Source organism: Cohnella panacarvi Gsoil 349 (assembly GCF_000515335.1).
Lineage (GTDB): Bacteria > Bacillota > Bacilli > Paenibacillales > Paenibacillaceae > Cohnella > Cohnella panacarvi.
In genome coordinates this window covers 613,045-639,149 of sequence record NZ_KI911563.1, presented here as the reverse complement: position 1 = coordinate 639,149, position 26,105 = coordinate 613,045, and the positions used below count along the sequence as shown (strand labels likewise).

23 protein-coding genes are annotated in these 26,105 nt (G+C 55.1%); 20 read left to right on the top strand and 3 right to left on the bottom strand.

Annotated features, from left to right (window positions below):
* Positions 1–4 precede the first annotated feature (4 nt).
* The 10 genes from COHPA_RS0102945 to COHPA_RS0102900 all read left to right on the top strand — a co-directional run bounded on the left by COHPA_RS0102945 (position 5) and on the right by COHPA_RS0102900 (position 8,074).
* Entirely contained in the window at positions 5–1,363 is a 1,359-nt protein-coding gene (locus COHPA_RS0102945; protein WP_084760309.1) for an ABC transporter substrate-binding protein, read from the top strand.
* A 70-nt stretch (positions 1,364–1,433) separates the two neighbouring features.
* Positions 1,434–2,315: a carbohydrate ABC transporter permease gene (locus tag COHPA_RS0102940; protein ID WP_027084704.1), complete on the top strand. Its 882-nt coding sequence runs from the start codon at positions 1,434–1,436 to the stop codon at positions 2,313–2,315.
* Between the two features lies 1 nt (position 2,316).
* Complete coding sequence (locus tag COHPA_RS0102935; RefSeq protein ID WP_027084703.1) at positions 2,317–3,102, top strand: carbohydrate ABC transporter permease; 786 nt, start codon at positions 2,317–2,319, stop codon at positions 3,100–3,102.
* A 23-nt stretch (positions 3,103–3,125) separates the two neighbouring features.
* Positions 3,126–3,491 (top strand): tautomerase family protein, encoded by a 366-nt coding sequence (locus tag COHPA_RS0102930; protein WP_027084702.1) that lies wholly within the window; start codon positions 3,126–3,128, stop codon positions 3,489–3,491.
* A 32-nt stretch (positions 3,492–3,523) separates the two neighbouring features.
* A complete protein-coding gene (locus COHPA_RS0102925; RefSeq protein WP_027084701.1) occupies positions 3,524–4,609 on the top strand; it encodes a Gfo/Idh/MocA family protein in 1,086 nt (361 codons plus the stop codon).
* 12 nt (positions 4,610–4,621) lie between these two features.
* Complete coding sequence (locus COHPA_RS0102920) at positions 4,622–5,365, top strand: SDR family NAD(P)-dependent oxidoreductase (RefSeq protein ID WP_027084700.1); 744 nt, start codon at positions 4,622–4,624, stop codon at positions 5,363–5,365.
* 32 nt (positions 5,366–5,397) lie between these two features.
* Positions 5,398–5,859, top strand: a complete 462-nt coding sequence (locus COHPA_RS0102915) for a VOC family protein (RefSeq protein WP_027084699.1) — start codon at positions 5,398–5,400, stop codon at positions 5,857–5,859.
* 134 nt (positions 5,860–5,993) lie between these two features.
* Positions 5,994–6,500, top strand: a complete 507-nt coding sequence (locus COHPA_RS0102910) for a metallophosphoesterase family protein (protein ID WP_035119947.1) — start codon at positions 5,994–5,996, stop codon at positions 6,498–6,500.
* Positions 6,501–6,586: 86 nt separating this feature from the next.
* Positions 6,587–7,465: a radical SAM/SPASM domain-containing protein gene (locus COHPA_RS0102905; RefSeq protein ID WP_027084697.1), complete on the top strand. Its 879-nt coding sequence runs from the start codon at positions 6,587–6,589 to the stop codon at positions 7,463–7,465.
* Positions 7,466–7,531: 66 nt separating this feature from the next.
* On the top strand, positions 7,532–8,074 hold the full coding sequence (locus COHPA_RS0102900) for a GNAT family N-acetyltransferase (RefSeq protein ID WP_027084696.1): 543 nt from the start codon (positions 7,532–7,534) through the stop codon (positions 8,072–8,074).
* Here the strand turns inward: COHPA_RS0102900 and rsgA are convergent.
* Positions 8,071–9,171 (bottom strand): ribosome small subunit-dependent GTPase A, encoded by a 1,101-nt coding sequence (gene rsgA, locus COHPA_RS0102895; protein WP_027084695.1) that lies wholly within the window; start codon positions 9,169–9,171, stop codon positions 8,071–8,073. The two genes, COHPA_RS0102900 and rsgA, sit on opposite strands and share 4 nt — an antisense overlap.
* A gap of 292 nt (positions 9,172–9,463) precedes the next feature.
* Between rsgA and COHPA_RS0102890 the strand changes: the two genes are divergently transcribed.
* Together COHPA_RS0102890 and COHPA_RS0102885 are read left to right on the top strand one after the other, a co-directional pair.
* Positions 9,464–10,516, top strand: coding sequence for a M42 family metallopeptidase (locus COHPA_RS0102890; protein WP_027084694.1), 1,053 nt, complete (start codon positions 9,464–9,466; stop codon positions 10,514–10,516).
* A 30-nt stretch (positions 10,517–10,546) separates the two neighbouring features.
* Positions 10,547–11,785 (top strand): DUF445 domain-containing protein, encoded by a 1,239-nt coding sequence (locus COHPA_RS0102885; RefSeq protein WP_027084693.1) that lies wholly within the window; start codon positions 10,547–10,549, stop codon positions 11,783–11,785.
* On the opposite strand, the gene COHPA_RS0102880 is transcribed toward COHPA_RS0102885, so the two are convergent.
* Positions 11,776–13,617 (bottom strand): heavy metal translocating P-type ATPase, encoded by a 1,842-nt coding sequence (locus COHPA_RS0102880; protein ID WP_027084692.1) that lies wholly within the window; start codon positions 13,615–13,617, stop codon positions 11,776–11,778. The two genes, COHPA_RS0102885 and COHPA_RS0102880, sit on opposite strands and share 10 nt — an antisense overlap.
* 336 nt (positions 13,618–13,953) lie before the next feature.
* On the opposite strand from COHPA_RS0102880, the gene COHPA_RS0102870 reads away from it, so the two are divergent.
* Positions 13,954–14,325, top strand: coding sequence for an ArsR/SmtB family transcription factor (locus COHPA_RS0102870; protein WP_027084691.1), 372 nt, complete (start codon positions 13,954–13,956; stop codon positions 14,323–14,325).
* Between the two features lie 53 nt (positions 14,326–14,378).
* Here COHPA_RS0102870 and COHPA_RS0102865 read toward each other — a convergent pair whose 3' ends face one another.
* Positions 14,379–15,266: a DMT family transporter gene (locus COHPA_RS0102865; RefSeq protein ID WP_035119944.1), complete on the bottom strand. Its 888-nt coding sequence runs from the start codon at positions 15,264–15,266 to the stop codon at positions 14,379–14,381.
* 137 nt (positions 15,267–15,403) lie between these two features.
* Here COHPA_RS0102865 and COHPA_RS0102860 point away from each other — a divergent pair, with 137 nt between their 5' ends.
* From COHPA_RS0102860 to COHPA_RS0102825, 7 genes are all read left to right on the top strand, one after another.
* A complete protein-coding gene (locus tag COHPA_RS0102860) occupies positions 15,404–17,167 on the top strand; it encodes an ABC transporter ATP-binding protein (RefSeq protein WP_027084689.1) in 1,764 nt (587 codons plus the stop codon).
* Positions 17,168–17,510: 343 nt separating this feature from the next.
* Positions 17,511–18,752, top strand: a complete 1,242-nt coding sequence (locus COHPA_RS0102855) for an MFS transporter (protein WP_027084688.1) — start codon at positions 17,511–17,513, stop codon at positions 18,750–18,752.
* Positions 18,753–18,822: 70 nt separating this feature from the next.
* Complete coding sequence (locus COHPA_RS0102850) at positions 18,823–23,205, top strand: DEAD/DEAH box helicase (protein WP_027084687.1); 4,383 nt, start codon at positions 18,823–18,825, stop codon at positions 23,203–23,205.
* A gap of 42 nt (positions 23,206–23,247) precedes the next feature.
* A complete protein-coding gene (locus COHPA_RS0102845) occupies positions 23,248–24,228 on the top strand; it encodes a glycerophosphodiester phosphodiesterase (RefSeq protein WP_027084686.1) in 981 nt (326 codons plus the stop codon).
* The gene (locus COHPA_RS22870) at positions 24,149–24,436 is read left to right on the top strand and encodes a DUF3886 domain-containing protein (protein ID WP_035119349.1); all 288 of its coding nucleotides are present in this window, start codon (positions 24,149–24,151) and stop codon (positions 24,434–24,436) included. The genes COHPA_RS0102845 and COHPA_RS22870 overlap by 80 nt, the downstream gene beginning before the upstream one ends.
* Positions 24,437–24,507: 71 nt before the next feature.
* Entirely contained in the window at positions 24,508–24,858 is a 351-nt protein-coding gene (locus COHPA_RS0102835; protein WP_027084684.1) for a PH domain-containing protein, read from the top strand.
* Between the two features lie 189 nt (positions 24,859–25,047).
* The gene (locus tag COHPA_RS0102825) at positions 25,048–26,085 is read left to right on the top strand and encodes a glucosaminidase domain-containing protein (RefSeq protein WP_084760302.1); all 1,038 of its coding nucleotides are present in this window, start codon (positions 25,048–25,050) and stop codon (positions 26,083–26,085) included.
* The last annotated feature ends 20 nt before the right edge of the window (positions 26,086–26,105 follow it).

Genomic DNA, 26,105 nt, shown 5'->3' with positions numbered 1-26,105 from the left:
TAAAATGAAAAAGTCAAAAGTCGTAGGTATGGGCTTAGCTGCTTTCATGTTGATGACGACGACCGTGCTCGCAGGATGCAGCAGCGGCAAAGAGGCAAAAGATACTTCAACCGAAACGTCGGGCGAAGTCGTGTGGTGGGGATGGACGCCGGGTTCCCCGACCAATGAAAAATACATTGAAGCCTTTAACAAAGAATACCCGGACATCAAAGTTACGTGGAAACAAACATCGATTGACGCTTATGACGCGGCGCTCAAACCGGCTTTGGCCAATGGCAAGGGCGTCGATGCTTTCCAGGTTTCGGCGGGTTCGGGCAATGGCGGCATTCAAGTTTTCGGAGGGCAAGCCATTGATTTGACCGACGCTGTCAAAAAGGCAGTAGGCGATGACTTTAAAGACAAGCTCAACGAGGCATCCATCTCCACGATGACGGTCAACGGTCAGTTGAAAGCATTAGGCGTCGGAACGGTATATTCAGGAAATCTTTGGATTAACCAAGACCTTTTCGATAAATATGACGTAAAGATCCCTACTAATCTTGACGAGTGGAAATTAGCTTGCGAGATTTTCGAGAAAAACGGTATTTATGGTTTTGTGCAAGGAGCAGGTCAAGGGGCATTTAACATCGATACTTTCCATGCAATCGCTGACAATGTAAATCCTGGAACTTTTACGAAGGCGACAAGAGGCGAAGTTCAATGGACGGACGATTCGATCGTCAAAGCATTGGAGCTATGGAAAAAGCTGTTCGATGACGGAATCATGCAAGAGGGCGCTCTCGGTCTTCAACAATATCCGGAGGCCAACAATTTATTCATGTCTCAGAAGGCCGCCATGGTTATGATGGGATCTTGGTATACGTCCAACGCTTTGCCGGACACGATGAAGTCGTCTATTGAGTCCGCAGCTTCCAAAGCAGAGCCGTTCACCATGATTCCGATTAACTTCCCTGACATTGCGGGAACAGGGAATACGGGATCTATGTTCGGCGATCTGGACTATTCGACCGCGGTGTCTGCCAAATCGAGCAATACGAAGGCTGCGACTACATTCGCCGTTTGGCTCGGAACCTCGCAGAGCGGTCAACAGATCATTGCGGATTCCTTGAACGTCGTTCCTTCCCTAAAGTCGGCAACTCCGGATTGGGATAATGTAACACTCGTAAATCCCGAAAAACAAAACGATCCTATCAAAGCCTATCTTGCAAATGCAATGAATAGCGGCGACAACCCTCGCTTTGGAGGAATCAATGCAGATATGAACCAAGCGTTGATGGACGTATTGGCCGGCGTGGCGGGAGGAACGATCAAGCCCGCTAACGGCGCCGATCAGCTTGCCAAGACTCAAGCCGATAGCGAGTAGGGGATCATATTCTGATAGGGGCCTAGTTATGCTAGCGCCCCTATTATTTAGAGTTTAGGAGACCAATGACATGAAGAAGAATAAAACATTGGGATCCACGATGACAAACGGACTTCCGTGGATTCTTCCAGCATTTATATTCGTCGCAGGGCTTATCTATTATTCGATATTTTATACGTTCGACTTGTCTACATTAGATTGGAACGGGCTTGACCCCATTCAGACGAATGTGGGGATGAGCAACTACGATAAAGCGCTTTCCGACTGGATTTTCTGGAAAGCGATCAAAAACACGGTTGTATTTTTCCTGGTTACCTTTGTCATTCAAAACTTTTTGGGCTTTATATTCGCCGCCATTTTGCATTCGAACGTAAAGTTGGCGACCTTGCACAAGTGCTTGATTTTCATACCGACGATCTTAGCGCCCGCGACGATGGCACCGGTATTCAGATTGCTGTTCTCGCCTCAGGGCATGCTGCAAGATCTATTCGACGCGCTGCATTTAGGCATAACCGTCGATTGGTTGGCGCAACCGAATTCGGCGCTCTTCATTCTCATGATCGTTACGATATGGCAGTTCACGGGAATGAGTTTCATTCTGTATTACGCGGCGATGAGCCAAATCGATAAAGAAATGCTTGAAGCGTCGCACTTGGACGGTGCAGGCAAGTTCAGAACGCTATGGAGCATCGTATTGCCCAACTGCCAAAGCACGACGGTGTCTCTTGCCATGCTTGGGATTATAGGTTCCTTGAAAACATTCGATGTTCCTTATCTGATTACGACCGGCGGACCCAACCACGCGACGGAATTTTTAGGGACGTATATTTTCAAACAGGGAATAAGGCAATCTCATCTGGGCTATGCGGCTGCCATATCCGTCTTGCTCCTTATACTTGCTATCTGCGGTGCCATACTCATAAGCAGGATGAATAAAGGAGGCGAGAAATAAGATGTTCGAAACGAGAAGTTTAAAAAGCAAAATCGTACTGCAGGTCGTTCTGCTCCTCCTAACGATTCCTTACGCGATTCCGCTTGTTCAAATGTTTCTCGGATCTCTCGGCGGAACGGGCTTTTTAAATTATAAGGCGGTTTGGGACACGGGAGTCGTTCCCGTCTATTTCAGAAACTCGCTCATCATATCGGCCGGCGTCATTGCGTTGGTTTATATCTTCAGTATGACGGCCGGCTTCGGGTTTGCGAAATTACGCATATTCGGCAAAGAAGTGTTCTTCTGGTTGATTCTTGTTGCGTTGACTTTGCCCGAAGTCATTTTGTTATCGCCATTGTTCGTAACGTTTCAAAAGCTGCATATGTTTAACACCTTTTGGGCCGTCATATTACCTACCGCGGCATTGCAGTTGCCATTCACCATTCTCCTTGCCAGAAATTTCAACAGCGGGATTCCCAGTCAGTTAATGGAGGCGGCAAGAATGGACGGCGCGAGCGTTTTTTCGACGTTCTGGCATATCATCCTTCCGCTTACCAAGCCGATTGCGGCATCCATTATCGTACTGACGCTCATCAACTCATGGAACACCTATCTCTTGCCGCTATTGTTCTTGCAAAGCTCGGATATGCAGACGGTAACGTTGCTCCCGCAATACTTCCAAGGCGAATTTACGAACGACCAGACGAAGATCTTGGCGTCGGCCGTGCTCACTGCTATTCCCGTAATTATCGTTTATTTGTTCATGCAGAAGAGTTTTGAGAAGGGCATGAGTGCCGGCGCTCTATAATAAGCGAAAAGAAGGAGTTAACTATGCCGTTGATTCAAGTCGACTTAAACAGGTCGGTGTTCGAGGACAAAGGAAAAGGAATATCCAATGCCATTCATCAATCGTTGATAGCGGGTCTAGGCATGGATCCAACCGATCTGTTCCAAGTGTTTAGACCGCATGGCGAAGGGGAGATTATTTTCTCTCCGACCTATGACAATCGCGATAGACGGGATTTAATCATCATTCGAATTACGATGGTTCAAATGTTTTCGCTTGAGCAGAAGAAAACGACCTATAAAGAATTAACCAAGAGGCTGGTAGACATCGGTATCAGGCGCGACGATATTTTAGTTTGCGTGGTGGAGAACAGCGCTGAAAATTGGTCGCTCGGCGAAAGAGAAGCTTGAACATTTTATACAGGAAGGATTACTTATAACCGATGAAAAACGTCAAAAAAGAATTTTTGCCGGCTAGGTCTTTTCCTGTTCAACTAGACGAAACGATGCCGAATACGCATAGATGGGGTATCCTTGGCGCTGGCTGGATCGCAAGCTGTTTTTCCGCGCAGGTGATCCAAGCCGGAGGAAACATCGCAGCCGTCGGTTCCCGCGACTTGCAAAAGGCGCAAGCTTTTCAACGCGAGTTTCCGTCCATAAACAAAGCGTACGGTTCGTACGAAGAGCTGATGAGCGATCCTGACATTGACGTGATATATATCGCAACGCCGCATGCGCAGCACCATGAGTGGGCGATGAAGTGTTTGCAGCACGATAAGCCTATTCTGGTCGAGAAAGCATTTACGCAAAATTATAAGCAGGCGAAAGAAATTATCGATTTAGCGAAAGAGAAAAATCTATTCGTTATGGAGGCGTATTGGACGCGATTTCTCCCGCATATCATCAAGGTCAAGGAATTGATCGATAAGGGCGAAATAGGGGACATTGTTCAGATCATCGCCGACCATGGGGTCAGCTTTCCTTATGATCCTAAACACCGCCTCTATGCGCCAGAGCTTGCGGGCGGAGCGCTTCTGGACTTGGGCGTATATCCGATTTCATTCGTGCAGTATTTGCTAGGCAACGCGACGAGAATACTCGCTGCCGCCTCCGCATCGCCAACAGGGGTAGACTCCAACGGTGCCGCCATTTTCGAATACGGCAATGGTACGGGCGCGCTCGCGTTGTTGTCTTTCGGCTCGCTGGCGTCGTCTCCCGTCACCGCCGCCATCTGCGGAACCAAAGGAAGAATCGAAATCAGAAGGCCGTTCTACAGACCGTCGGACTTCACGGTTTACTATAATGACGGTTCAACGTTCGAGTACGTCTCAAAGACGCATGAGCGTTATGACGATGGGCGCGACGGGCTCTTCGGCTTGCATTACGAAGCCGCCGAGGTGCAAAGGTGTCTATTGGAAGGAAAGGTCCAATCTTCGGTTATGTCTTGGGAAGACACCTTATCCGTGATGAGCATGATGGATGAGATTAGACGGCAACTTGATTTTAAGTACGACGGGGAAACAGGATAGGAGGATTGTCGAATGAGTAAAGGTTTGGATAAACAATTGGTCGTTGTCACCGGCGCGGCGGACGGGATCGGCAGAGCGATCGCGGAACGGTTCATCAGCGAAGGCGCCGACGTGATCGTGGCCGGTCGCGATATTGAAACCTTAAAGAAACGATTCGAAGGAAACAGTCAGGTCGTTGATATTCTAAAAGTCGATGCCACCAACGTGAATGAATTGGAAAAAATAGCGGAAGCCGTCAAAAAAACGGGGCGTAAATTAAAGGCCGTTCTGCCGATCGTGGGTAACGGACTGCAAAGCCCGATTCCGGAAGTCACGCCCGAGCAGTTTCATTTGACGATGAACCTTAACGTTTTTTCGGCTTTTTTCACGGTGCAGAAGCTGCTTCCCTATATGTCCGATAAATCTTCCATTGTTCTGATCTCGTCGATTGCAGGTTTCCAAGGCGGGAAAAACGCCATTGTCTATAACGCGGCGAAAGCCGCGGTCAGGTCCATGGCGCGTTCGTTCACGGGAGAGCTTGCGGAAAAGGGGATTCGAGCGAATGCGATAAGCCCTGGACCAACGGATACGAAGGCGTTCACGGAATTCGTAAGCGGCGATGACGAGCTGCGCAACAATATCATCTCGCAAATCCCCGTAGGACATATCGGAAAGCCTAGCGAGATCGCGGCGGTAGCCTTGTTCTTGGCGTCCGACGAATCTTCGTACGTGTCGGGCGCGGAAATTATCGCCGACGGCGGATTCACCAATAGATAAATAGATCAGATCACCATAAGGGAGAGAACAATATGACGCTATCATCTACGAAAGTCATTAAGGTTATCGTCGTTACGGACGATTTAGACAAAACGGTTTCCGCCTATAAATCTTTGTTAGGCACCGGGAAAGAGCCAACTGAGCATCATACGGAGCATACTCAGGTAAGAAAGCCTTATATGAAGTATAAAGGCGCCGACATCACGGATACCCCAATGAAGGTAGAGAGCGTATTCAGCGAGAATTTCTGGTTTGAGATTATCCAGCCTTTAGGCAACAATGACCCATGGGCGGCATGGTTGCAAGAACACGGCACGTCCATTTGCTCTATTTGTTTGTTGTCGGACGGACCTCTGGAAAATGACGAACAGACGATGAAGAACGCAGGGTTTGATTCGCTTTTCAAACACGAAAAGGGCTATGAGGCGTATGAATATTTCGACACATCGAATGCGCTTGGCGTATTAGTCGAGGTGAAAGAGAAATATAAATAAGGGAAAGAGCGGCGAATACGTCGCCGGACGGCGCTTGGGATATCCAAGCGTCTTTTCGTTTCCGTATGCGAAATGCTCCTTCATCAGACGATCTTTCGAATGGTATGCTAGAAGCAAGAAGCGAGGTGATGCGGGTGAAAATCGTCGTCATTTCCGATACGCATATGCCCAGGATGAACAAGAAACTTCCCGATCGGCTAATCGCGGAGCTTGCGGACGCGGACGCGATTCTTCATGCGGGCGATTGGACAAGTGCGGAAGTCTACCTGATGTTGTCCGCTTATGCGCCGACATACGGCGTCTCCGGTAACAACGATGGGCTCGAGCTGCGCAAGAAGTTCGGTTTGAAGAAGCTGCTTAAGCTCGGAGGGTGCATGATCGGCCTTATTCACGGTCACGGTACGAACAAGTCGATCGCGACCGAGACGAGGGCGGTGGAAGCTTTCCGGGGACAGCGGCTCGACATGATCGTCTACGGGCATTCCCATACGCCGGTGTTGAAGCGAATCGGCAAGACGCTCGTTCTTAACCCCGGGTCTCCGACGGACAAACGAAGACAGCCGCAGTACTCTTTTGCGATCGTGCGAATCGATGGCGGGAAGCTCGATGCGCGGCTGGTCGCCTACGATGACAAGTCTTAACAGCCGGCGCCGCGATTCCTAATCCGAACCAGGCTTGGTATAATGGGAATATCGCAACTCACGCAAGTCCGATAGGAGCATATGCCTTGAAAAGATTCAAAAAATTTTACGTCGAAATTACGAGCGTCTGCAATCTCTCTTGCACGTTCTGTCCTCCGACGGAGCGTAAAGCTACTTTTATACAAGTAGACAAGTTCACGCATATCGTAGACGAGGTTAAGCCTTATACCGACCATATTTATTTTCATGTCAAAGGCGAGCCGCTGCTGCATCCGAGAATCGACGAGCTGCTCGACATCAGTCATGACCGAGGTCTCAAGGTGAACCTGACGACGAACGGAACGCTGCTGCATAAAGCGAGCCATAAGATTCTGGGCAAACCCGCGCTGCGGCAAATCAACTTCTCGCTCCATAGCTGGGATGGACATCCGGGCTCCCAAGACAAGGAAGGATACGTCTTAAGCGTGCTTCGGTTCGCCAAGGAAGCGGTCGCGCAGTCGAACGTTCTTATTTCGTTGCGTTTATGGAACCTAGCGTCCGACAACGAGACGAATTTGGCGCGCGACCGGAACCGCGAAGTACTGGCTATCATCGAGCGCGAGTTCGGGCTTGATTATAAGATCGAAGACGATTTCAAACGCGGCAGCGGCATCCGGATCGCGGATCGGATCTACGTCAATCACGAGACGGAGTTCGTATGGCCTGCGCTGACGGAGGAAGAAGACTTGAACAGAGGCTTCTGCCACGGACTTCGCAATCAAGCGGGCATCCTGTCGAACGGGACGGTCATTCCGTGCTGTCTGGACGGAGAAGGCGTCATTAACCTGGGCAACGTGCACGAGAAGCCGTTCGCCGAAATCATCGAAGGCGATCGGGCGAAACGGATGTACGACGGATTCTCGAGACGCGAAGTCGTCGAGGAGCTTTGCCGCAGATGCGATTATCGCCGAAGATTCGGCACTTGATCGATACGCCTTCGGGCGTATTTTTGCGTTCTTTCAGGCGATGCTGAGCAAGGAGGAGTTCGCGCGATGATTACGTTGGACAAGCTGGATGACCGGTACTGGCCGGGGGCGCTCGGCCTTTATCGGCAAGCGTTCCCCGAAGGTAAACCGGAGTCTATTCTAATCTCGATGTTTCGCAAGCGAATCGCTTATTTACACGTTACATGCGACGAACGGGGCGTAGCTGCGATGGCGATTACCGGCCAGGTCGCGCAAGGCAAGCTGCTGCTCATCGATTATTTGGCCGTACGCGAAGACAGCAGGGGCCAAGGCATCGGGCAGGCGTTGCTCGGCGAGATCAAGAACTGGGCGGCGGGCGAGCTGTCTGCCGACGGCTTGCTGATCGAAGTCGAATACGGCAAGACGCCGGAAGACGTAAGCCGGCTGCGATTCTGGCAACGGTGCGGATTCGTGCTGACGGAATACGTTCACAAGTACATATGGGTGCCGGAGCCTTATCAGGCGATGTACTTTCCTTTGGCGCCCGACCCTGATATTCCGTCCGACGGCCGCAAGCTGTTCAAGTACATTAGCGATTATCACGGCAAATCGTTCCGCGGCGAAAGTTAATCAAGCTCGTCCGCATCATAACGCGAAGGTTTGCGGGAGCGGGCGGAAGATTTCGACTTCTTGGCATCCTGCTTGCTAAGCGCTTTGTTTTCCTTGCTCGCTTGGCGGGCAAGCTCTCGGGCCGTTTTCTTGTAGTTGGCGAGTCTGCCGGCTTCGAGCTCGCCGCTGGCGATCGCTTCGGAAACGGCGCAGCCGGCTTCGGATTCGTGCCGGCAATCGCGGAACCGGCATTTGGCGGCCAGGGCCTCTATGTCCGAGAACGCTTGTTGCCAGCCGTCTTGGGAATCCCACAGCTGCAGCTCGCGAATGCCGGGCGTATCCATGACGAGCGCGCCGCAAGCCAGCGGGAACAGCTCGCGGTGCGTCGTCGTGTGGCGCCCTCGGGCGTCGCTCTCGCGTATGCCGGACGTCGCCATTCGCGATTGTCCGGACAGCCAGTTGAGCAGCGTGGACTTGCCTACGCCGGAGGAACCGGTTACGGCGATCGTCGCTCCCTTGCGCAGGTACGGTTGCAACTGTCCCAATCCTTGATCGTGCAAGGCGCTCACGAAATACACCGGTACGCCGGGCGCCGCTTGTTCGACTTGAGCGAGGTAAGCCTCGGGATTCGGGCACAGATCGGCTTTCGTCAGCATGACGATCGGCGTCGCGCCGCTTTCCCATGCCGCAATCAAGTAGCGTTCGATTTTGCGGATGTTGAAATCTTGATTGAGCGCCGAGGTCATGAACAGGAAGTCGATATTCGCGCCGATCACTTGCTCCGCTTCGACGTTGCCTGCCGCTCGGCGAGTCATCGCGGACCGGCGGGGGAGAAGGGCATGAATGACGGAGCGGGATTCGCCCGGCATCGGTTCGGTCATGACCCAGTCGCCGACGGCCGGAAAGTCGCTGGGCTGAACGGCCGTATACGCGTATTTGCCGGAAACGGCGGCGGTATGCTCGCCGTCCTGCGTCATCACCTGGTACGAATGCGAATGCTGCGCGATGACTCTGGCGGGACGCAAGCCGCGGATTTTATCGTTCGTCTCGGTTAAACATGCATCCCAATGCTCGTTCCAGCCGTATTGTTCTAGAAGTTGATTCGATCGTGGTTTCAAATGGGTTGCTCCTTTTGGGCTTCGATTGGGTTAAAATGCAGAAAAAACCGCAGGAAATATTCCCGCGGCTGGCAAGTCAATAAAAAACCGCATGGAACCGTCACCGGTTCCATGCGGCAGCATCGATCGACGAACGGTCGATCAGAAAGCGATCCGTAGAGGCCGGGAACTATGAAGTTGTGCAGCGGAAGAAACAATCGATACGCGGCTCAACATATGACATCGACCTCCTCAAGTAAGATGTGACTATTATATGGACCGTTACCGCAAAATGTCAACAGGGGGATTCGGAATGCAATCGAACGCACAACCGGAACTGGACAGAACTTACATGATGGATACGCTGCGATGGCTTCTGGAGACGCCGAGTCCGAGCGGTTACTGCATGAAGATCATGTCGCTCGTCAAAGCCGAGGCGGAGAAGCTAGGCTACGAGATGCGCATGACTCCGAAAGGCAACGGCATCGTAACGATCGAGGGCGACGATTCCGATGAAGTCGTCGGCCTGACGGCGCACGTGGACACGCTCGGCGCGATGGTGCGTTCGATCAAGCCCAACGGCATGCTGCGGTTTACGCCGATCGGCGGCTACGCGATGCATACGGTGGAGGGAGAGTACTGCCTGATCCATACGAGGGACGGGAGAGCGTACGAAGGAACGGTGTTGTCCACGAAACCTTCCGTTCACGTGTATTCCGACGCCAGGGACTGGAAACGCGAGGAAGCGAACATGGAAATCCGCATCGACGAGCCGACGTCGACGAAGGAGGAAACCGAACGGCTAGGGATCTCCGTCGGAGATATCGTCTCGTGGGACCCGAGAGCCCGCTTGCTTGACAACGGTTGGGTGAAATCCCGCCATCTCGACGATAAAGCGAGCGTCGCAGCGTTGTTCGGATTGATGGAGTGGCTGGCGAGAGAAAGCGTACGACCGGCCAAAACCGTGAAAATCATATTTTCGACGTACGAAGAAGTCGGTCATGGCTCCTCGCACATTCCAGGCGATATTACGGAGATGATCGCCGTCGATATGGGAGCGATAGGGGACGATCTGTCCGCGACGGAGCGAGACGTATCGATCTGCGCCAAAGATTCCTCCGGTCCGTACGATTACGGGATGACCTCCGGATTGATCGCGCTTGCCAAGGAGTCGGGTATCCCGCACGCCGTCGATATTTACCCGTACTACGGGTCGGACGCGTCCGCCGCGTTAAGGGGAGGCAGCAACGTACGGGCCGCGTTGATCGGCCCGGGCGTGCACGCTTCGCACGGCATGGAACGCACGCACGCGGACGCTATCGCGAACACCGCGGCATTGCTGCTTGCCTATGTCACCGCACAATAACGGGCCGTTCGGCAACGGGGAGGCATTCTCATGAGATCCAAATTCATTGCCGGCACCTCGCTGGCGGTCATGGCCGCAGGGTTCGCCGCGACGCTGTTCATGCCGGACGGCACGGCGCAATTGATCCTGCAAGGCGGCTTCGAAGCCGGATTGGTCGGGGGCGTCGCGGACTGGTTCGCGGTGACGGCGCTATTCCGGCATCCGCTCGGATTGCCGATTCCGCATACGTCGCTGCTGCTCAAGAACAAAGACCGGATCGTGCAATCGCTCGTCTCGTCGATGGAGAACGAGCTGCTGAACAAGACAAGCATTACGAACAAGCTTCGGCAATGGCGGGTGTTGCGCATGGCGGCGATGGGCGCGGCTAAGCTGCTCCGCAGACGCCGCAACCGAGTCGCCTTGCTGGAAGCGGCGACGGAGTTCGTTCGCGGACTGCCTGCCGAGAATGCCGTGCCGGCGGTTCAGAGAGTGCTGGCAGGCTTCGCGCGGGATATGAACGTAAAGCCGGTTGCGGAGTCGGCTTTAGCGTATGCGCTCCAAGAACGGATGGACGAGAAGGCGCTTGATTTCGCGCTCGATAAAGCGGCGGATTGGGTAGAGAAGCCCGAGACCGCTTATCGGCTTGGACAGTTGGCAAGCGAGAAGCTGTCGGCGGTGAACGTGCGGGGATTCATGGGCTTCGCCGTGCAGGCGATATCCGGCTTTATGAGCGAGGAGAAGCTTGGCGCGATTTTGCAGGGGATGCTGACATCCGCGATTCATGATTTGCGGCAGCCGCGCAACGGGAATCGGGAGATGATCGTGCGCGAGCTTCGCGAGCAACTGCACAAGCTAGCGAGCGACGAAGATAAATTAACGAGGTTAAGTAACGGTTTGAGCGGAACGATCGAAGGCGAGAATGGAGGACGAATGATTGCCGCTTTGCTCGATCAAACGCGCGCGGCGATCGTGTCAAGGCTTGAAGAAGAGAAGGAGCGCGGCGGCAAAGCCGTGTTCTCCGCTTATCGTGCGATCGTTCGTGCGGCAGGCGGCAACGCGGAGGCGGTCGCTCGCTGGGAGGACCGCCTCTTGGGATTCATCGTTCATATCGTCGAGTCCAACCATTATCGGATCGGCGCGCTCGTGAAGGAGAACGTCGACAGAATGGACGACAAAGAGCTTGTTGCCATGCTGGAGGAGAAAGTCGGCAAAGACCTGCAATGGATTCGGGTCAACGGCGCGTTATGCGGGTTCGCGATCGGCGTCGTCTTGTCGCTGTTTCAGCTTTGATCTTCGGCCGGCAGCAAGATCGTCAGGCTGACGAACGTCACGAAGATCGTTGCGCCCATATCCGACAGGATGGCGACCCATAACGTCAGCCAGCCTGGAATCGTAAGCAGGAGGGCGAGAAGTTTGAGTCCGATGGATACCGAGATGTTAAATTTCACGATACGATTCACGCGTCTGGCGATGCGAATGGCGGCGGGCAGCTTGCCGAGATGATCCTGCAGCAGCACGATATCCGCCGTCTCGATCGCGCTGTCCGCGCCTTTGCCCATCGCGATGCCGAGCTGGGCGGTCGCGAGCGCCGGCGTATCGTTGATGCCGTCGCCGATCATGCCGACGGTACCGCTCTCCGCCAGCTTCTTCACGAGCTTAACTTTATCTTCGGGCAGCAAACCGCCATGAACTTCTTTGACTCCGACGGTCTCGGCCACTTGTTTCGCGATTTGCGGATGATCGCCCGTTAACATGACCGTCTTGCGAATGCCGCTGCGATGCAGCTCGGCGACGACGTCGCGACTCTCCTCGCGAAGCTCGTCGGCGATGCCGAACAGGCCGAACACGCGCGATTCGTCCGCTACGGCGACGATCGTGAGCGCATCCTCTTTCATTCCGGCAAGGGCGGCGGACGCTTCATCCGTTAGCGATACGTGCCCGATGCCGCGCTCATTGCCCAGCCAATACCGTTGCCCTTCGAACACGGCCGTCATTCCGCGTCCCGCCACGGCCTGTATATCCTCGGCTTCTTTCGCCTCAATGCCTAACGATTCCAGATGCTTCATCACCGCTTTGGCGATCGGGTGCGTTGAGCTCCGCTCGATCGCGCCCGCTGCCGCATAGAACCGTTCCTCGTCGTAGACGACCGTACGCGCGACGCGAGGCTCGCCTTTCGTCAACGTGCCGGTTTTATCGAAGGCGAGGGAATCGAGCTTGCCAAGCGTCTCTAAGTAGGCTCCGCCTTTGACGAGGACGCCGAGTCTCGCGCTGCGCGTAATGCCCGATAGGATGGCGATCGGAGACGACAAGATTAGCGCGCAAGGGCATCCGACGATCAATACGGCGAGCGCCTCGTACAGCGACTTCAACCAATCCGTCCCGAGCGCCAGCGGAGGGAAGAGGAAGACGACCGCGGATATCGCCATGATAAGCGGCGTATACACTTTCGCGAAGCGGTTGATGAACAGCTCCGTCGGCGTACGCTGCTTCTGCGCGTCTTGCACCAGCTTCATGATCGTCGCCAGCGCGGATTGCGCGTAAGCTTTCGTGACGGTAAGCCTAAGCACGCCTTCGTTGTTGATGCTGCCGCCGAGTACCGAATCGCCTGCGGACTTGTCGACGGGAAGCGATTCGCCGGTAATGGCGGCTTCGTTCACCGAGCTGCTGCCGGATAAGACGATCCCGTCCGATGGGATTTTGTCGCCGGGCTTGACCATGACCGTATCGCCGACGCGAAGCTGCGCGATCGGAACGATCGTCTCTACGCCGTCTTCGAGTTTCCATGCTTGCACGGGGGCGATCGCCAGCAGCTTGCCCATTGCGTTGCGGGCTTTGTCCATCCCGATCCCTTCGAGCAGCTCGTTCAACCCGAACAAGATCGCGACGAGGGAAGCTTCTTTCCATTCGCCGATGGAGACGGCGCCGATCAGCGCGATCGTCATGAGCGTATCGATGTTGAAACGAAGCTTCGCGAGGTTGCGCAAGCCGCGGAGGAACGTGCCGTAACCGCTAAGCACGATAGCCGCGATATAAAGGGGGAGTACGATAGCTGAGCTCGACTGGCCGTCTAGGCCCAGCGCCGCGAAATATCCGATAGTGGATGCAATGAGAAGATAAAGCATGCGGTTCCCGCCGCCGTGTTCGTGTTCGTGGTCGTGTCCGTCATGGTTGCGATCGTGCGAATGATCGTGTTCGTGCTCGTGACGATGGTTATGTCGGGCATTTGAATCATTCTTGCTGCAGCAAGAATCGTCCCCTACAGTCGTTTGTTTGGTCATCTTGGTCACCTCGTAAACATATGAATGTTTGCTCATATATTATTCCAAAACCGTTCAGATTGTCAACAACGAATGAACAAATATTCATATGTTAAGACAAAGATAGGGGTGAAGCCTTTTATAGCCGCTCTCGAACGGCTATAATGAAGGGCAAGAGAGCGAGCGTAAGGTGGTATCGAAATGGTAGACAAACAAGCCGTCGAGCTATGCGAAGATAGCTGCGCGGGCACGGATACGGATTTATCGACAGTCAAAAACCGAATGGTAGACGAAGCTTCCGCCGCCGAGCTGGCCGAGATGTTCAAGGCGCTCGGCGATCCGACGAGGGTGAAGCTGATCGGCGCTTTGCTGATTAACGAGCTATGCGTCCACGATCTGTGCGTGCTGCTCGACATGGGGCAGTCGGCCGTGTCGCATCAGTTGCGTTATTTGCGCAACCTTAGAATCGTCAAACGGCGCAAAGCGGGGAAGACGGTCTATTATTCGCTGGACGACGCGCACATCGAACAGATTTTCTCGCTGACGCTGCAGCACCTTAAGCATTCCCATTAAGACGCGAAAACCCGCGAAGCCGCGGGTTTTTGCGCATGTGCCGTATGATGCCGTTACGCCTCGGTCCGTTGCTCCGAGCGCAGGTAGAACAGCAAGCCGGCAATGACGAGCGCTCCGCCCGCCAACTGAAAACCGGTAATCATTTCTCCGAAAATGAACATCCCGAGGATGCTGGCGCCTACCGGCTCCGCAAGCACGGACATGGATACCGTCGTCGTTTTCAAATATTGGAGCAGCCAATTGAAGATCAAATGCCCGAATACGGTAGGTACGATGGCGAGAAGCAGGAATACGAGCCATTCTTCGGGAGGATATTCGGTAAAGGAGATGCCCAAGGCTACGTTATAGATCGCGAATAGGACGGCCGATACCCCGAATACGACGATACTATAGACGAAGGACGGCACCCGGGTCAATATTCTTTTGGCGATCAGCATGTTGAAGACGACCGCAAGCGTACCGAAGAACGATAGCAAGTCGCCGGTGAACGCGGTCTCCGATAGAACGAGGTCGCCGGAGCTGACGAAGCAGGTGCCGACCAAGGCGACGAATAAGCCGAATAAGGCCAGCTTTCGGATGCGGTCTTTGAACAAGAAATACGCGCCGACCATGACGAACACAGGCTCTAACGCGAGGATGATCGTCGAGCTGGCGATGGACGTATAATCGAGCGATGCCATCCATAATAGAAAATGCAAAGCCAAGAATACGCCGGCAAGCGCCAGCAAAGCCCAGTCTTTGCCTGAAATCGAGCTTGCCGACTTCAATTGCTTCCGGCCGAAGGGCAGCATAAACAAGACGGTGAACAGCATGCGGTACATCGCTTGGACGGATACTTCGGCATCCGACAAGCGTACGAGTATCGGCGCGAATGATATGGCGATCATCCCGACGATTAACGGAATTAGCGGAGGGACAGGGGGATTTCTGTGCGGCGTCATCATGATGTAAGTCGTGCAAGCCTCCTGCGATCATATACGAATAGGTGAACAATCTATCGATTATAGCACATACCGCCATTGATAGATCTGTAATTAAATTAGCAAATGTTGCGCGAATTGGCGCGGGAAGGAACAGCATGAGAAACTTCGCCGCTTATTATCGTTTCGTTAAACCTTATTGGAAGTCGATCGCGCTGACGCTTGTCATCGGAATGATCAAGTTCGGCATTCCGCTTACGCTGCCGATCATCATGAAATACATCGTGGACGACGTGCTGCTAGGCGATCTGCCGACCGACGTAAAGGTAGAGCGGCTCGTCTACACGATGCTGGGCGCGTTCGCTCTGTTCGTCGTCGTACGCGCGCCGGTCGAATATTTACGCCAATATTTCGCTCAGCTAACGACTAGCCGCATTTTGTACGATTTGCGCAATTACTTGTACGCCCACGTTCAGAAGCTGTCGCTCGGCTACTACCAGAACCGCAAGACGGGGGAAATCATCTCCCGCATGATCAATGACGCGGAACAGACGAAGAGCATCGTCGAGACGGGCCTCATGAACGTGTGGCTCGACATGTTCACGCTCGTCATCGCCCTTGGCTTCATGTTCTATATGGACTTCGATCTGACGCTGGTCGCGATCGCGGTGCTGCCATTCTACGGGCTCGCCGTGAAGAAGCTGTACAAGCGGCTCAAAGGCCATGCAAAGGCGAGATCGCAGGCGCTGGCGGACATGCAAAGCTACCTCGTCGAGCGGGTGAACGGAATCGCGGTAACGAAGAGCTTCACGCTGGAGAGCGAGGAAGCGGCGAGATTCGCCGATCGAAACCGGAACTTTCTTAGCAAGGCGCTCGCGCTGACGCGGTGGAACGCCAGAACGAACTCCGTCATCAACACGCTGACGGACTTGGCGCCGCTTGCCGTGCTGACTTACGGCGGTTACCAGGTCATTCACGATAACCTCACGATCGGGGCGTTCATGGCGTTCTTCGCTTATCTGGATCGCTTATATACGCCGCTCCGCAGGCTCGTTAACGCTTCGACGGAGCTGACGCAAGCAAGCGCTTCGCTCGAGCGCGTCGTCGAATTCATGCATGAGCCGTACGACATCGTGGACGAGGCGGAAGCGCAGCCGATCGAACATGTCCGGGGAAAGATCGAGTTCGAGGACGTTAGCTTTAAATATAAGGACTCCGGAGGCTGGGTATTGAATCGGATTCGCTTGACGATCGAGCCCGGGCAGACGGTCGCTTTCGTCGGCATGAGCGGAGGCGGCAAATCGTCGCTCATCAGCTTGCTGCCGCGCTTTTACGATATACAGCAGGGTTCGATCCGGCTGGACGGCATACCGATACGCGACATTACGCTTAAGAGCTTGCGGAGCCAAATCGGCATGGTGCTGCAGGACAACATCCTGTTCAGCGGCAGCGTGCGCGACAACATCCTGTTCGGCGACCCGGACGCGGACGACGAGGCGATCGTGCAAGCGGCTATCGCGGCGAACGCGCACGATTTCGTTACTGCGCTTCCGAACGGTTACGACACGGAGATCGGGGAGCGGGGCGTCAAGCTGTCCGGCGGGCAAAAGCAGCGCATCGCGATCGCGCGCGTGTTCTTGAAAAATCCGCGCATTCTCGTGTTGGACGAAGCAACGTCGGCGCTCGATCTCGAATCCGAGCATTCGATCCAAGAGTCGCTCGACAAGCTTGCCAAAGACCGCACGACTTTGATCGTCGCCCACCGTCTGTCCACGATCACGCACGCCGACCAAATCGTGCTGATCGAGGACGGAGAGGTTAAGGAAAAAGGGACCCACGAGCAGTTAATGCGACTCGGCGGAGGGTATGCGAGGCTGTTCAACGTGCAGAACTTGCGGGATTTGCAGTCGACGGGGTTATAGGGTGAAGGCGGGGAGGAAGTTCGCTACGCATCAAGCCTCGATTGACTGCGTGGAATACAGTTATTCGGCGTTTCGGTTAGCAACTAACCAGTCTACAGCATGAAGTGCAGTTGTTTTGGAGAATAGGGAGGATCCCCGTGGATTGACGGTCAATACTTGCATTCGGTGCAGGTATTGAGCTGGAAAATGCAGTTTCCGGTTGATTAACTGTACTTCATACTGTTGAGGAACGGATGTAGTAGAAGGCAGTGTGTCCCCCCGCGACGAAATCGCGGGGGCTATTCATGTTGCGCGGTTTTTGGGTAACACTACGGGGAGATAAGGATGGAAAGCGAGGATAATAATGTCTCAATCGACATTGCTGAAGGAGCCGAAGCAGCGAAAGCTTCTGTTCAGCGCGGGCATCAGCTGGCTGTTCGACGCGATGGATATCGGCATGATCTCGTTCATCGTGGCGGCGCTGGCCGTCGAATGGAAGCTGGCTCCGCATCAGGTCGGGTTAGTCGCGGCTATCAACTCGATCGGGATGGCCGTCGGCGCTTTTGCCGCAGGCGCGCTCGCGGACAAGTTCGGCCGCAAGGCGGTGCTGCTGTGGACGCTTGTCATTTTCTCGATCGCGAGCGGGCTTTCGGCATTAGCGACCAGCTTCGTCGTTCTGTGCTTGCTGCGGTTCGTGGCGGGCTTCGGCTTAGGCGGGGAGCTGCCGGTCGCGTCTACGCTCGTCTCCGAATCGGTTCCGACTGCGGATCGGGGGAGGGCGGTCGTGCTGCTCGAAAGCTTCTGGGCGATCGGATGGATCTTGTCGGCGATCATCGCCTATTTCGTCATTCCGGACTACGGTTGGCGGATTGCGTTCGTCATCGGGGCGATCCCGTGCTTGTACGCGTACGTGCTTAGACGAACGATCGACGATTCGCCGCGGTTTCTAGCGAGACAACGTACGCGGAAGCTTCGGTTCGGCGAACGGATGTCCGCCGTATGGTCCTCTCCCCACCGGCGGTCGACCGTCATGCTGTGGGTCCTATGGTTCTGCGTCGTTTTTTCCTATTACGGCATGTTCCTGTGGTTGCCATCCGTCATGCTGCTTAAAGGCTTCGGGCTCGTCAAAAGCTTCGAGTACGTGCTCATCATTACGCTCGCGCAGCTTCCGGGATACTTCACGGCGGCCTATCTCATCGAAAAGCTGGGCAGGAAGTTCGTGCTAGCCACTTATTTGCTGCTAACGGGAGCTAGCGCGATTTGGTTCGGCGTCGCGACGACGGAAGGGATGCTCATCGCGGCGGGAATCTGCTTGTCGTTCTTCAATCTCGGCGCATGGGGGGCGATGTACGCATACACGCCTGAGCTGTATCCGACCTCGGTGCGTTCGACGGGAGTTGGCCTTGCCGCGTCGATCGGCCGCATCGGCGGCGTGATCGGACCTTATCTGGTCGGGATGCTGATCTCCGGCGGAACGGCCGTAACCGCGGTGTTTATCGTATTCTTCGTCGCGATCGTCATCGGATCGATGGCGGTGATGCTGCTCGGGAAGGAGACGAAAGGTTCGGATCCGGATTATATGGATTACGGTTTAAGACCGGTTTAAGTAGGGAAAACGGGGGGCTATACCGAATACTTCATCCTAACGAAATCCTTCTATACAAGGAGAAGATCCGGTGGATAGATCGCAAGGAAAATTACCGTTCCATCCCGTCCTGTCCGAATGGTTCGCGCGTACGTTCGGGGAGCCTACCGACGTGCAGTCGGAAGCTTGGCAAGCGATTCGGTCGGGCAACCATACGCTGATCGCCGCGCCTACCGGCTCGGGCAAGACGTTAGCTGCGCTGCTGCCGTGCCTGGACCGCCTCGCAAACGCGAGCACGGATGAATCTGCGCCGCGCGGCGTTCGCGTCTTGTACGTAACGCCGCTTAAAGCGCTCAATAACGACATTCACCACCACGTCGTCGGCTTCGTGGAGCAGTTGGATTCGCGAGCGGCGGAACGGCAAGCGGATTGGCCGGGCATCCGGTGCGAAGTGCGCACGGGCGACACGCCGCAGAGCAAGAGAGCCGCAATGCTGCGCCATCCGCCGGAGGTTCTCATCACGACTCCCGAATCGCTCTTTTTGCTGCTGATCTCGGATAAAGGCCGGGCGATGCTGCGAACGGTCGAGCAGGTGATCGTAGATGAAATTCACGATCTCGCCGCCTCGAAGCGCGGAGCCCATCTGTCGTTATCATTAGAGAGGCTTGCGCATCTATGCGGGAGATCGCCGCAACGGATCGGCGTATCCGCCACGCAGCAGCCGATCGAGCGAGTCGCGGCGTTCCTCGGCGGATGGGAAGAAGAGGACCATTCCTCGCCGAAGCCGCGCCCCGTCGCGATCGTCCGCAGCGAAATGCGCAAACGGATGCAGATCGCCGTATCGATGCCCGATACGAGCCGAAGCGCGGCAACCCGGGAGGGAGTATGGCTCCCGCTCCTGGACCGGATCATGCAGGCAATGGAAGGCTGCCGTTCCGTGCTGTTATTCGTGAACAGCAGGCGTCTTTGCGAAAGGCTTTGCCTTCGATTGAACGATCACGTCGGTTACGAGATGGCGCGTTCGCATCATGGAAGCATCTCGAAGGAACGCCGATTGGAAGTCGAACGGATGCTCAAAGCGGGCGAGCTGCGATGCATCGTCGCCACTTCCTCGCTTGAACTCGGCATCGATGTCGGGCATATCGATCTCGTCATTCAGATCGACTCTCCGCAAGAAGCCGCTCGCGGCATTCAGCGCATCGGGCGGGCAGGCCACGGCGTCGGCGAAGCGAGCCGAGGCTTGCTCATTGCCCGGCAGAAGACGGCGCTGCCCGAGATCGCCGTGCTCAGCAAGCTGATTGCCAGCCGCGAGATCGAAGACATCCGCATTCCCGAACAGCCGCTAGACGTCCTATCGCAGCATATCGTCGCGGCTGTCGCCTCAGGCGATTGGCAAGCCGGACAATTGTATCGTCTCATCCGAGGAAGCGATAGCTACCATCGATTCCCTAGGACGGAATTCGAGCGCGCTCTTAGCGTGCTGGCGGGTTTCTATCCGTTCGTAAGGCCGCTAGTCGAATGGAACCGAGATACCGGCGTCATCGGCAAACGAAGCAATACGCTTATGGCGGCGGTGACGGGAGCGGGCACGATTCCGCAAAGCGGCGCGTACCCCGTGCATCATATGGATAGCCGCGTCCATCTGGGCGAATTGGATGAAGAATTCATCCACGAGAGCCGAGTCGGCGACGTCTTCCTGCTCGGGACGAGCGCTTGGATGATCCGCGAAATCGGCAACGATCGCGTGTACGTATCCGAGGCAGGCAATCGGTTCAGCGAAGTGCCGTTCTGGCGCAACGAATCGGGCAGCCGGTCGTACGAGATGGGCGAACGGATCGGCGCGTTCATTCGAGAGACGGCAAGCCGGCTAGGTTTATCGGACGATCCTGCCGAGTACGGCGAGAATTCGAGTCAAGACGAAGCGATCTGCGACTGGTTGGCCGCCGAATACGGCTTGGATAGACTTTCGGCCGAATCTCTCGTCTCCGTCATACGCGCCCAACATCACGCGTGCGGGCTGCCGACGGACCGGACGCTCGTGATCGAGCATTACCGCGATGTCATGAACCAGACGCACATCATCCTGCACAATCATTGCGGACGCAAAGTGAATCGGGCGTGGCTGCTGGCCATCGAACGGCAATTCGAGAAGCTGCTTCCTTATCGCGTCTACGGCAACGCCAAAGATAACGGCATCGAGTTCGTGCTGCCGGAGTGGGACGCGTCTTGGATGCAGGCGCTCTACCTCGTGACGCCGTCGAACGTCGAGGAACTGCTCGCCGAAGCGATTACCGGGTCGCCTCTGCTGGCGATCTCGTTCCGCCGCATCGCCGAGACGTCGCTGCTGTTGTCCCGCGGTTTTACGCGCACGCCGATGTGGCAGAAGCGGCTGCGCGGCGAAGAGCTTCTGCGCAATTCGTTGCCCTACGCAACGGAATTCCCGTACTTGCGAGAAGCGATGGCGGAGTGCCTTCATGACTATTTAGGATTGACGGAGCTCAAGCAGTTGCTGGAATCGCTAACGGAAGGCCGCGTTCAGTGGATCGTGAGGGAGACGCCGTACCCGTCGCCGCTGGCGGCGCAATTTCTTGCGGATTACGTGAACATGCGGCTATATGAAGGCGACGGCGTCGACGAGACGATCAGGCTTCAGCTCTTGAACGCGAGCAAGGAACTGGCCGGGCAATTATTCGGCGCCGAAGCGATGCAGGAAGCGATCGGGCGGGAAGCGCTCGCGGAAGAGTCGCGCCGCATGGGCGAACCGGACCGGAAGCCGAACGATGCCGACGAGCTCGCCGACCTCATGAAGCGGCGCGGCGACTTGACCGCAGGCGAGTTGACGAACCTGGCGGGCGATCGGACGTCGACTTGGCTATCGGAATTGCATCAATCGGGCAAAGCGATTCCGATCGAACCGACGGGCGACGGCGAATATCGCTGGATTCGCTCGGACGAACGAGAAGTATACGCGCGATTCCCGCGCGATCCGTCGTCGCTCACGTTCGTGCTCGGACGTTACGCCCGGCATGTCATCTCCTTTACGGAAAAGGAACTATGCGAACGTTATCCGGACCTGACGCCGGAGGAAGCTAGACGCGCCGTAGACGCGATGCTGGAGCATCGCATGATCGAACGCGCGCCGCATGCCGCGAGCGACGAGGAAAGAATATGGTCCAGCGTCGATGTCGCGTCGCGAATCGTGCGGTTGTCGATCAAGCATGCGCGCGACCGGGCCGAACCCGTCGATCCGGCGCGCTGGTTCGGGCGAATCGCGTTCATGCAGCACGCGCTGCAAGGGGCGCAGAAACAGGGCAGCGAAGGGGTTCGCGCCGTCATCGAGCGGCTGCAAGGGCTGTATTTGCCGCTTAGCCTATGGGAAACCGTCGTTTTCCCGGCTCGAGTTGCCCCCTATCGCAAAGATGACCTTGATCTATTATGCGCTTCGGGCGAAGTGCTGTGGCTCGGACGCAAGGACGCGGAAGAGAAGGAAGGTAAAATCGCGTTTTTCCTGACGGATTCCAAACCGCTGTACTCGCCATTCCTGCGGCAGTCTTCGGAGACGAACACGAATCCGTCCAAACATCCGGAGCTGTTGCGGCGGCTGGAGGAGGGCGGAGCCAGCTTCTTGACGAAGCTAAGCCGCGAGATGGATAAACCTCCGACCGAGCTGCTGCAAGACTTGCTCGAGCTCGTCTGGGAAGGCCGCGTCTCTAACGACCAGTTCGCGCCTTTGCGCCTGCAAGCAAGCACGAAGCACGCGAAGTGGGCGCGAACGGGTTCCGGACTCGGACGCTGGTACGCGACGGGCTCCTTGGCCGAGCCTCGGACGTCCAAGGATACGGCTTCATCGCCGCTGCTTTCTTGGGCGCATCATTTATTGAACGTGTACGGACTGATCAACAAAGAATTGGTTGCCCGAACGGCGCCGTTCGGTTGGGACGAGCTGTACCCCGCGCTCAAGCGGCTGGAGGAGTGGGGCGTACTGACGCGAGGCACGTTCATCGGCGGAATGTCTTCGCTGCAGTTCACGACGAGAGAGATGAGCGAAGCCGTCAGGCTGCCGGTTCCCGAGCTGCAGCAGCAGGGAGCGACGGTGCTGAGCGCCGCCGATCCCGCGAATCCGTACGGCTGGATGATCGATTGGCCGAAGCACGTTAAGCACGCGGCATTTGCCCGCAACGCAGGCAACTATATCCTGCTGCAGGGAGACCGATGGTTGTATTGGATCGAAGGACGAGGCAAAAAAGTGTTCTCTATGGCGACGGAAGAGGGAGTCGAATCCGGCCTTTCGACCGAGAATCAGGCGGTCATGCTGCTGCATGCGTTCCGGACGATCATTCGCAGACAGAAGCTCGTCAAGATGACGATCGAGCGTTGGAACGGGAAACCCGTCATGGAAACCGAACTCGGGCAAGCGCTCGTTCATCAAGGCGCGGAAAGGCAGCAGCAGACGATCGTCGTATGGTCCCAATAACCCGAGCATAGAGCGATTACGCAACAGGAGGCGGGCGGCAGCATGAAAAAGGAGAGAACGTGGCGGAGGATCAAGCTCGTTGCTGCATATGTAGGAATTCTCTTGTTCGGTTTTTCGTTGTCCGGTCAGCCTTTCGTCGCGTCCAGCCATATGGCGATTGAAGATCAGCCGATCTTAACGATCGCGCATCGCGGTGCTTCGGGCTATGCGCCGGAGAACACGCTATCGGCATTTCGCATGGCTGTCCGGATGGAAGCCGACTTCATAGAGATCGATTTGCAACTGACGAAGGACGGAGAAATCGTCATTATGCACGACGGATCGGTCAACCGGACGACGAACGGCAGAGGCGAAATCCGACGTATGACGTTAGCTGACGTGAAAGCGCTCGATGCCGGCTCCTGGTTCAATTCGGAAAACCCGATGTACGCGCGTGAAGAGTACGCGGGCGAGAAGGTACCGACGCTTCGCGAATTGTTCGAGACGTTCGGAAACCGCACGAACTATTTGCTCGAGACGAAGTCGCCCTCGGACAATCCGGGACTGGAGGAGAAAATGTGGGCTCTGGTGGAGCAATACGGACTTGCCGATCGCGTCGCCGTCCAATCGTTCAGCAGGAAAAGCTTGAAAAAGCTGCGCAAGCTTGCACCGGGCGTTACACGCTATCAACTGATTTGGTACAATCATTCGTCGACGATTACGCGGGAGAAGCTTAACGAAATTAAAAAATATGCAAACGGGATCGGCGTCACGTACAATAATATCAACGAAGATTACGTGCGGAAGACGAAGGCGGCAGGCCTGTCCGTTATCCCGTACACGATCAACGATCCAAGCCGCATGGACAGAGCCGTGCGTTGGGAAGTCGACGGGATCCATACCGACTATCCCGACCGTTTGCGGAAACTATTATCGAACGATCGAATAAGGAGAGAACGCCTCGATGAGCAACAAGAAGAAACCGTCCGGCCGACGGACGAACGCGAATACGACTCCATCCACGACTATGGATACGGTCGATAAACCGGCCACCCTGCGCGACCTGTTGGGTGCCGATACGATCGCCAAGCTTAAGCAGCAGGCGGAGTTGCTTAAGCAAGAGGAAGCCGAGAAGCAAGCGGCGAAGCGAGCCGAAGCGGAGGCGGCGCGTCTCGCGGAGCAGAAACGGAGAGAGAACGACTTCGCTTATTTGCTCGAGCACTCGAATGTCAAAGGGACGAAATATATTTAGGGATATGCCGCGCTCGCAGCCTCATGTACAATAGAAGGGAGTTGATCCATTCCTAGGGAGCGATGCGAATAATGCAGGCCGAGAACAAGTTATGGGAAGGCAAGCCGTTCAACTATGGGATTCCTACCTTTACCAAGTATCAGCTAACGGATCGCCGACTGATCGTCGAGAGGGGCATCTTCACGAAGCGCCGCGAGGAAATCCAGCTCTATCGCATTCGGGACATCTCGCTTAAACGGAATCTCCTCGAACGATTGCTTAAGTTCGGCGATATTACGATTTTGTCCACGGACACGAGCACGCCGACCTATACGCTTAGGAACATACGCGACAGCGTCGCCATATCGGACTTGATCAGCCAGACCGCCGAAACTTCACGGTTGAAGAACCGCGCCTTAGAGCTGACCGAAGTGCAATCTTAGTCTCTAATCTTTCTAATCTGCGAAACCGACGACAAAATCGCACAATCATTTTACGTCCAATCCGCGCTCTGCGCGGTTTTTTTATGGCAATATGACAAATTAACAGATGTTCGCCTCAGACCGTTTGACAAGCTTTTCATTCGCTTCTAGGTACAATCTTTGTAACCTTAAAGCGAAGAGGTGGTTGAATTGCATCGTGAACATCGACAATGGCTCGCCTATTTTTTAAGCGGGATCGTGCTTTTATGTCTAGGCTTTTATCTGGTATCCTCTATCTTTAATCACGCAAGCGCCGCTTCAGGGCCTCAACCGAAGGCTTCCGCGATTACCGGCGCTATCGATCGGACAAGCATTCCTAACGCGTATATGAGCTTGCCGAACGTCCATCTCCCGAGCGCGGTCGCGGAATCATCCCCGATTACGATTCCCCCGCAGCCCCCGCAGTCGCCAGCGCCGACGGCATCAACAGCGGTAAGCCAACCGCCAAGCCAACCGGCCATCCGGGAAGATGTCAAAATGCATACATACGAAATAACCGCTTACTATCTTAACGTAAGAGATCAACCTGATCCGAAAGCGAAAATATTGAACGTGTTGGCCCAAGGAACGATTATCGAGGCGTTGCTTCAAACCGACAACAGATGGTTGAAGCTGAAGGACGGCGGGTACGTGCACGGCGGTTATGCGAAACCGCTGAAAGACGATATCGTCAAAATCGCTTCTCTATCGTCCGAGAACAACGCAGTCATCGAGAGCGAAGAGAACGATCTGGAGGAGCGCGTCAGCGAGCCGAGCAAACCTACTTCTTCCGTGAAGTCCGAATCGGGCCTTTCGGAAGACGATATAAGCGAAATTCTGGAAGGAACGGATTTAGCGGATCATGGGTTGGAGGAAGCGATCTTGGACATCGAGGAGGAATACGGGATTAACGCCTATTTCACGATCGCGGTCATGAAGCTGGAGAGCGGCAACGGCGAGAGCAGAATCGCGAAGATCAAGAACAACCTCTTCGGACTTAACGCGATCGCGGGGGATGCGTTCAATAAAGCGCTTAGCTTCGAGACGAAGGCGGATTGCGTCCGAATGTTCGGACAACTTATCGCGGAGAAGTACGTGGATAAAGGGTACACGACAGTGGAGCGAATCAATAAAAAGTATTGCCCTGCCAATTCGAAGTGGTCCAGCCACGTGAAAAACATTATGGCGCGGGATTATCGGTCGCTATGATACAATGATCGCATCACATG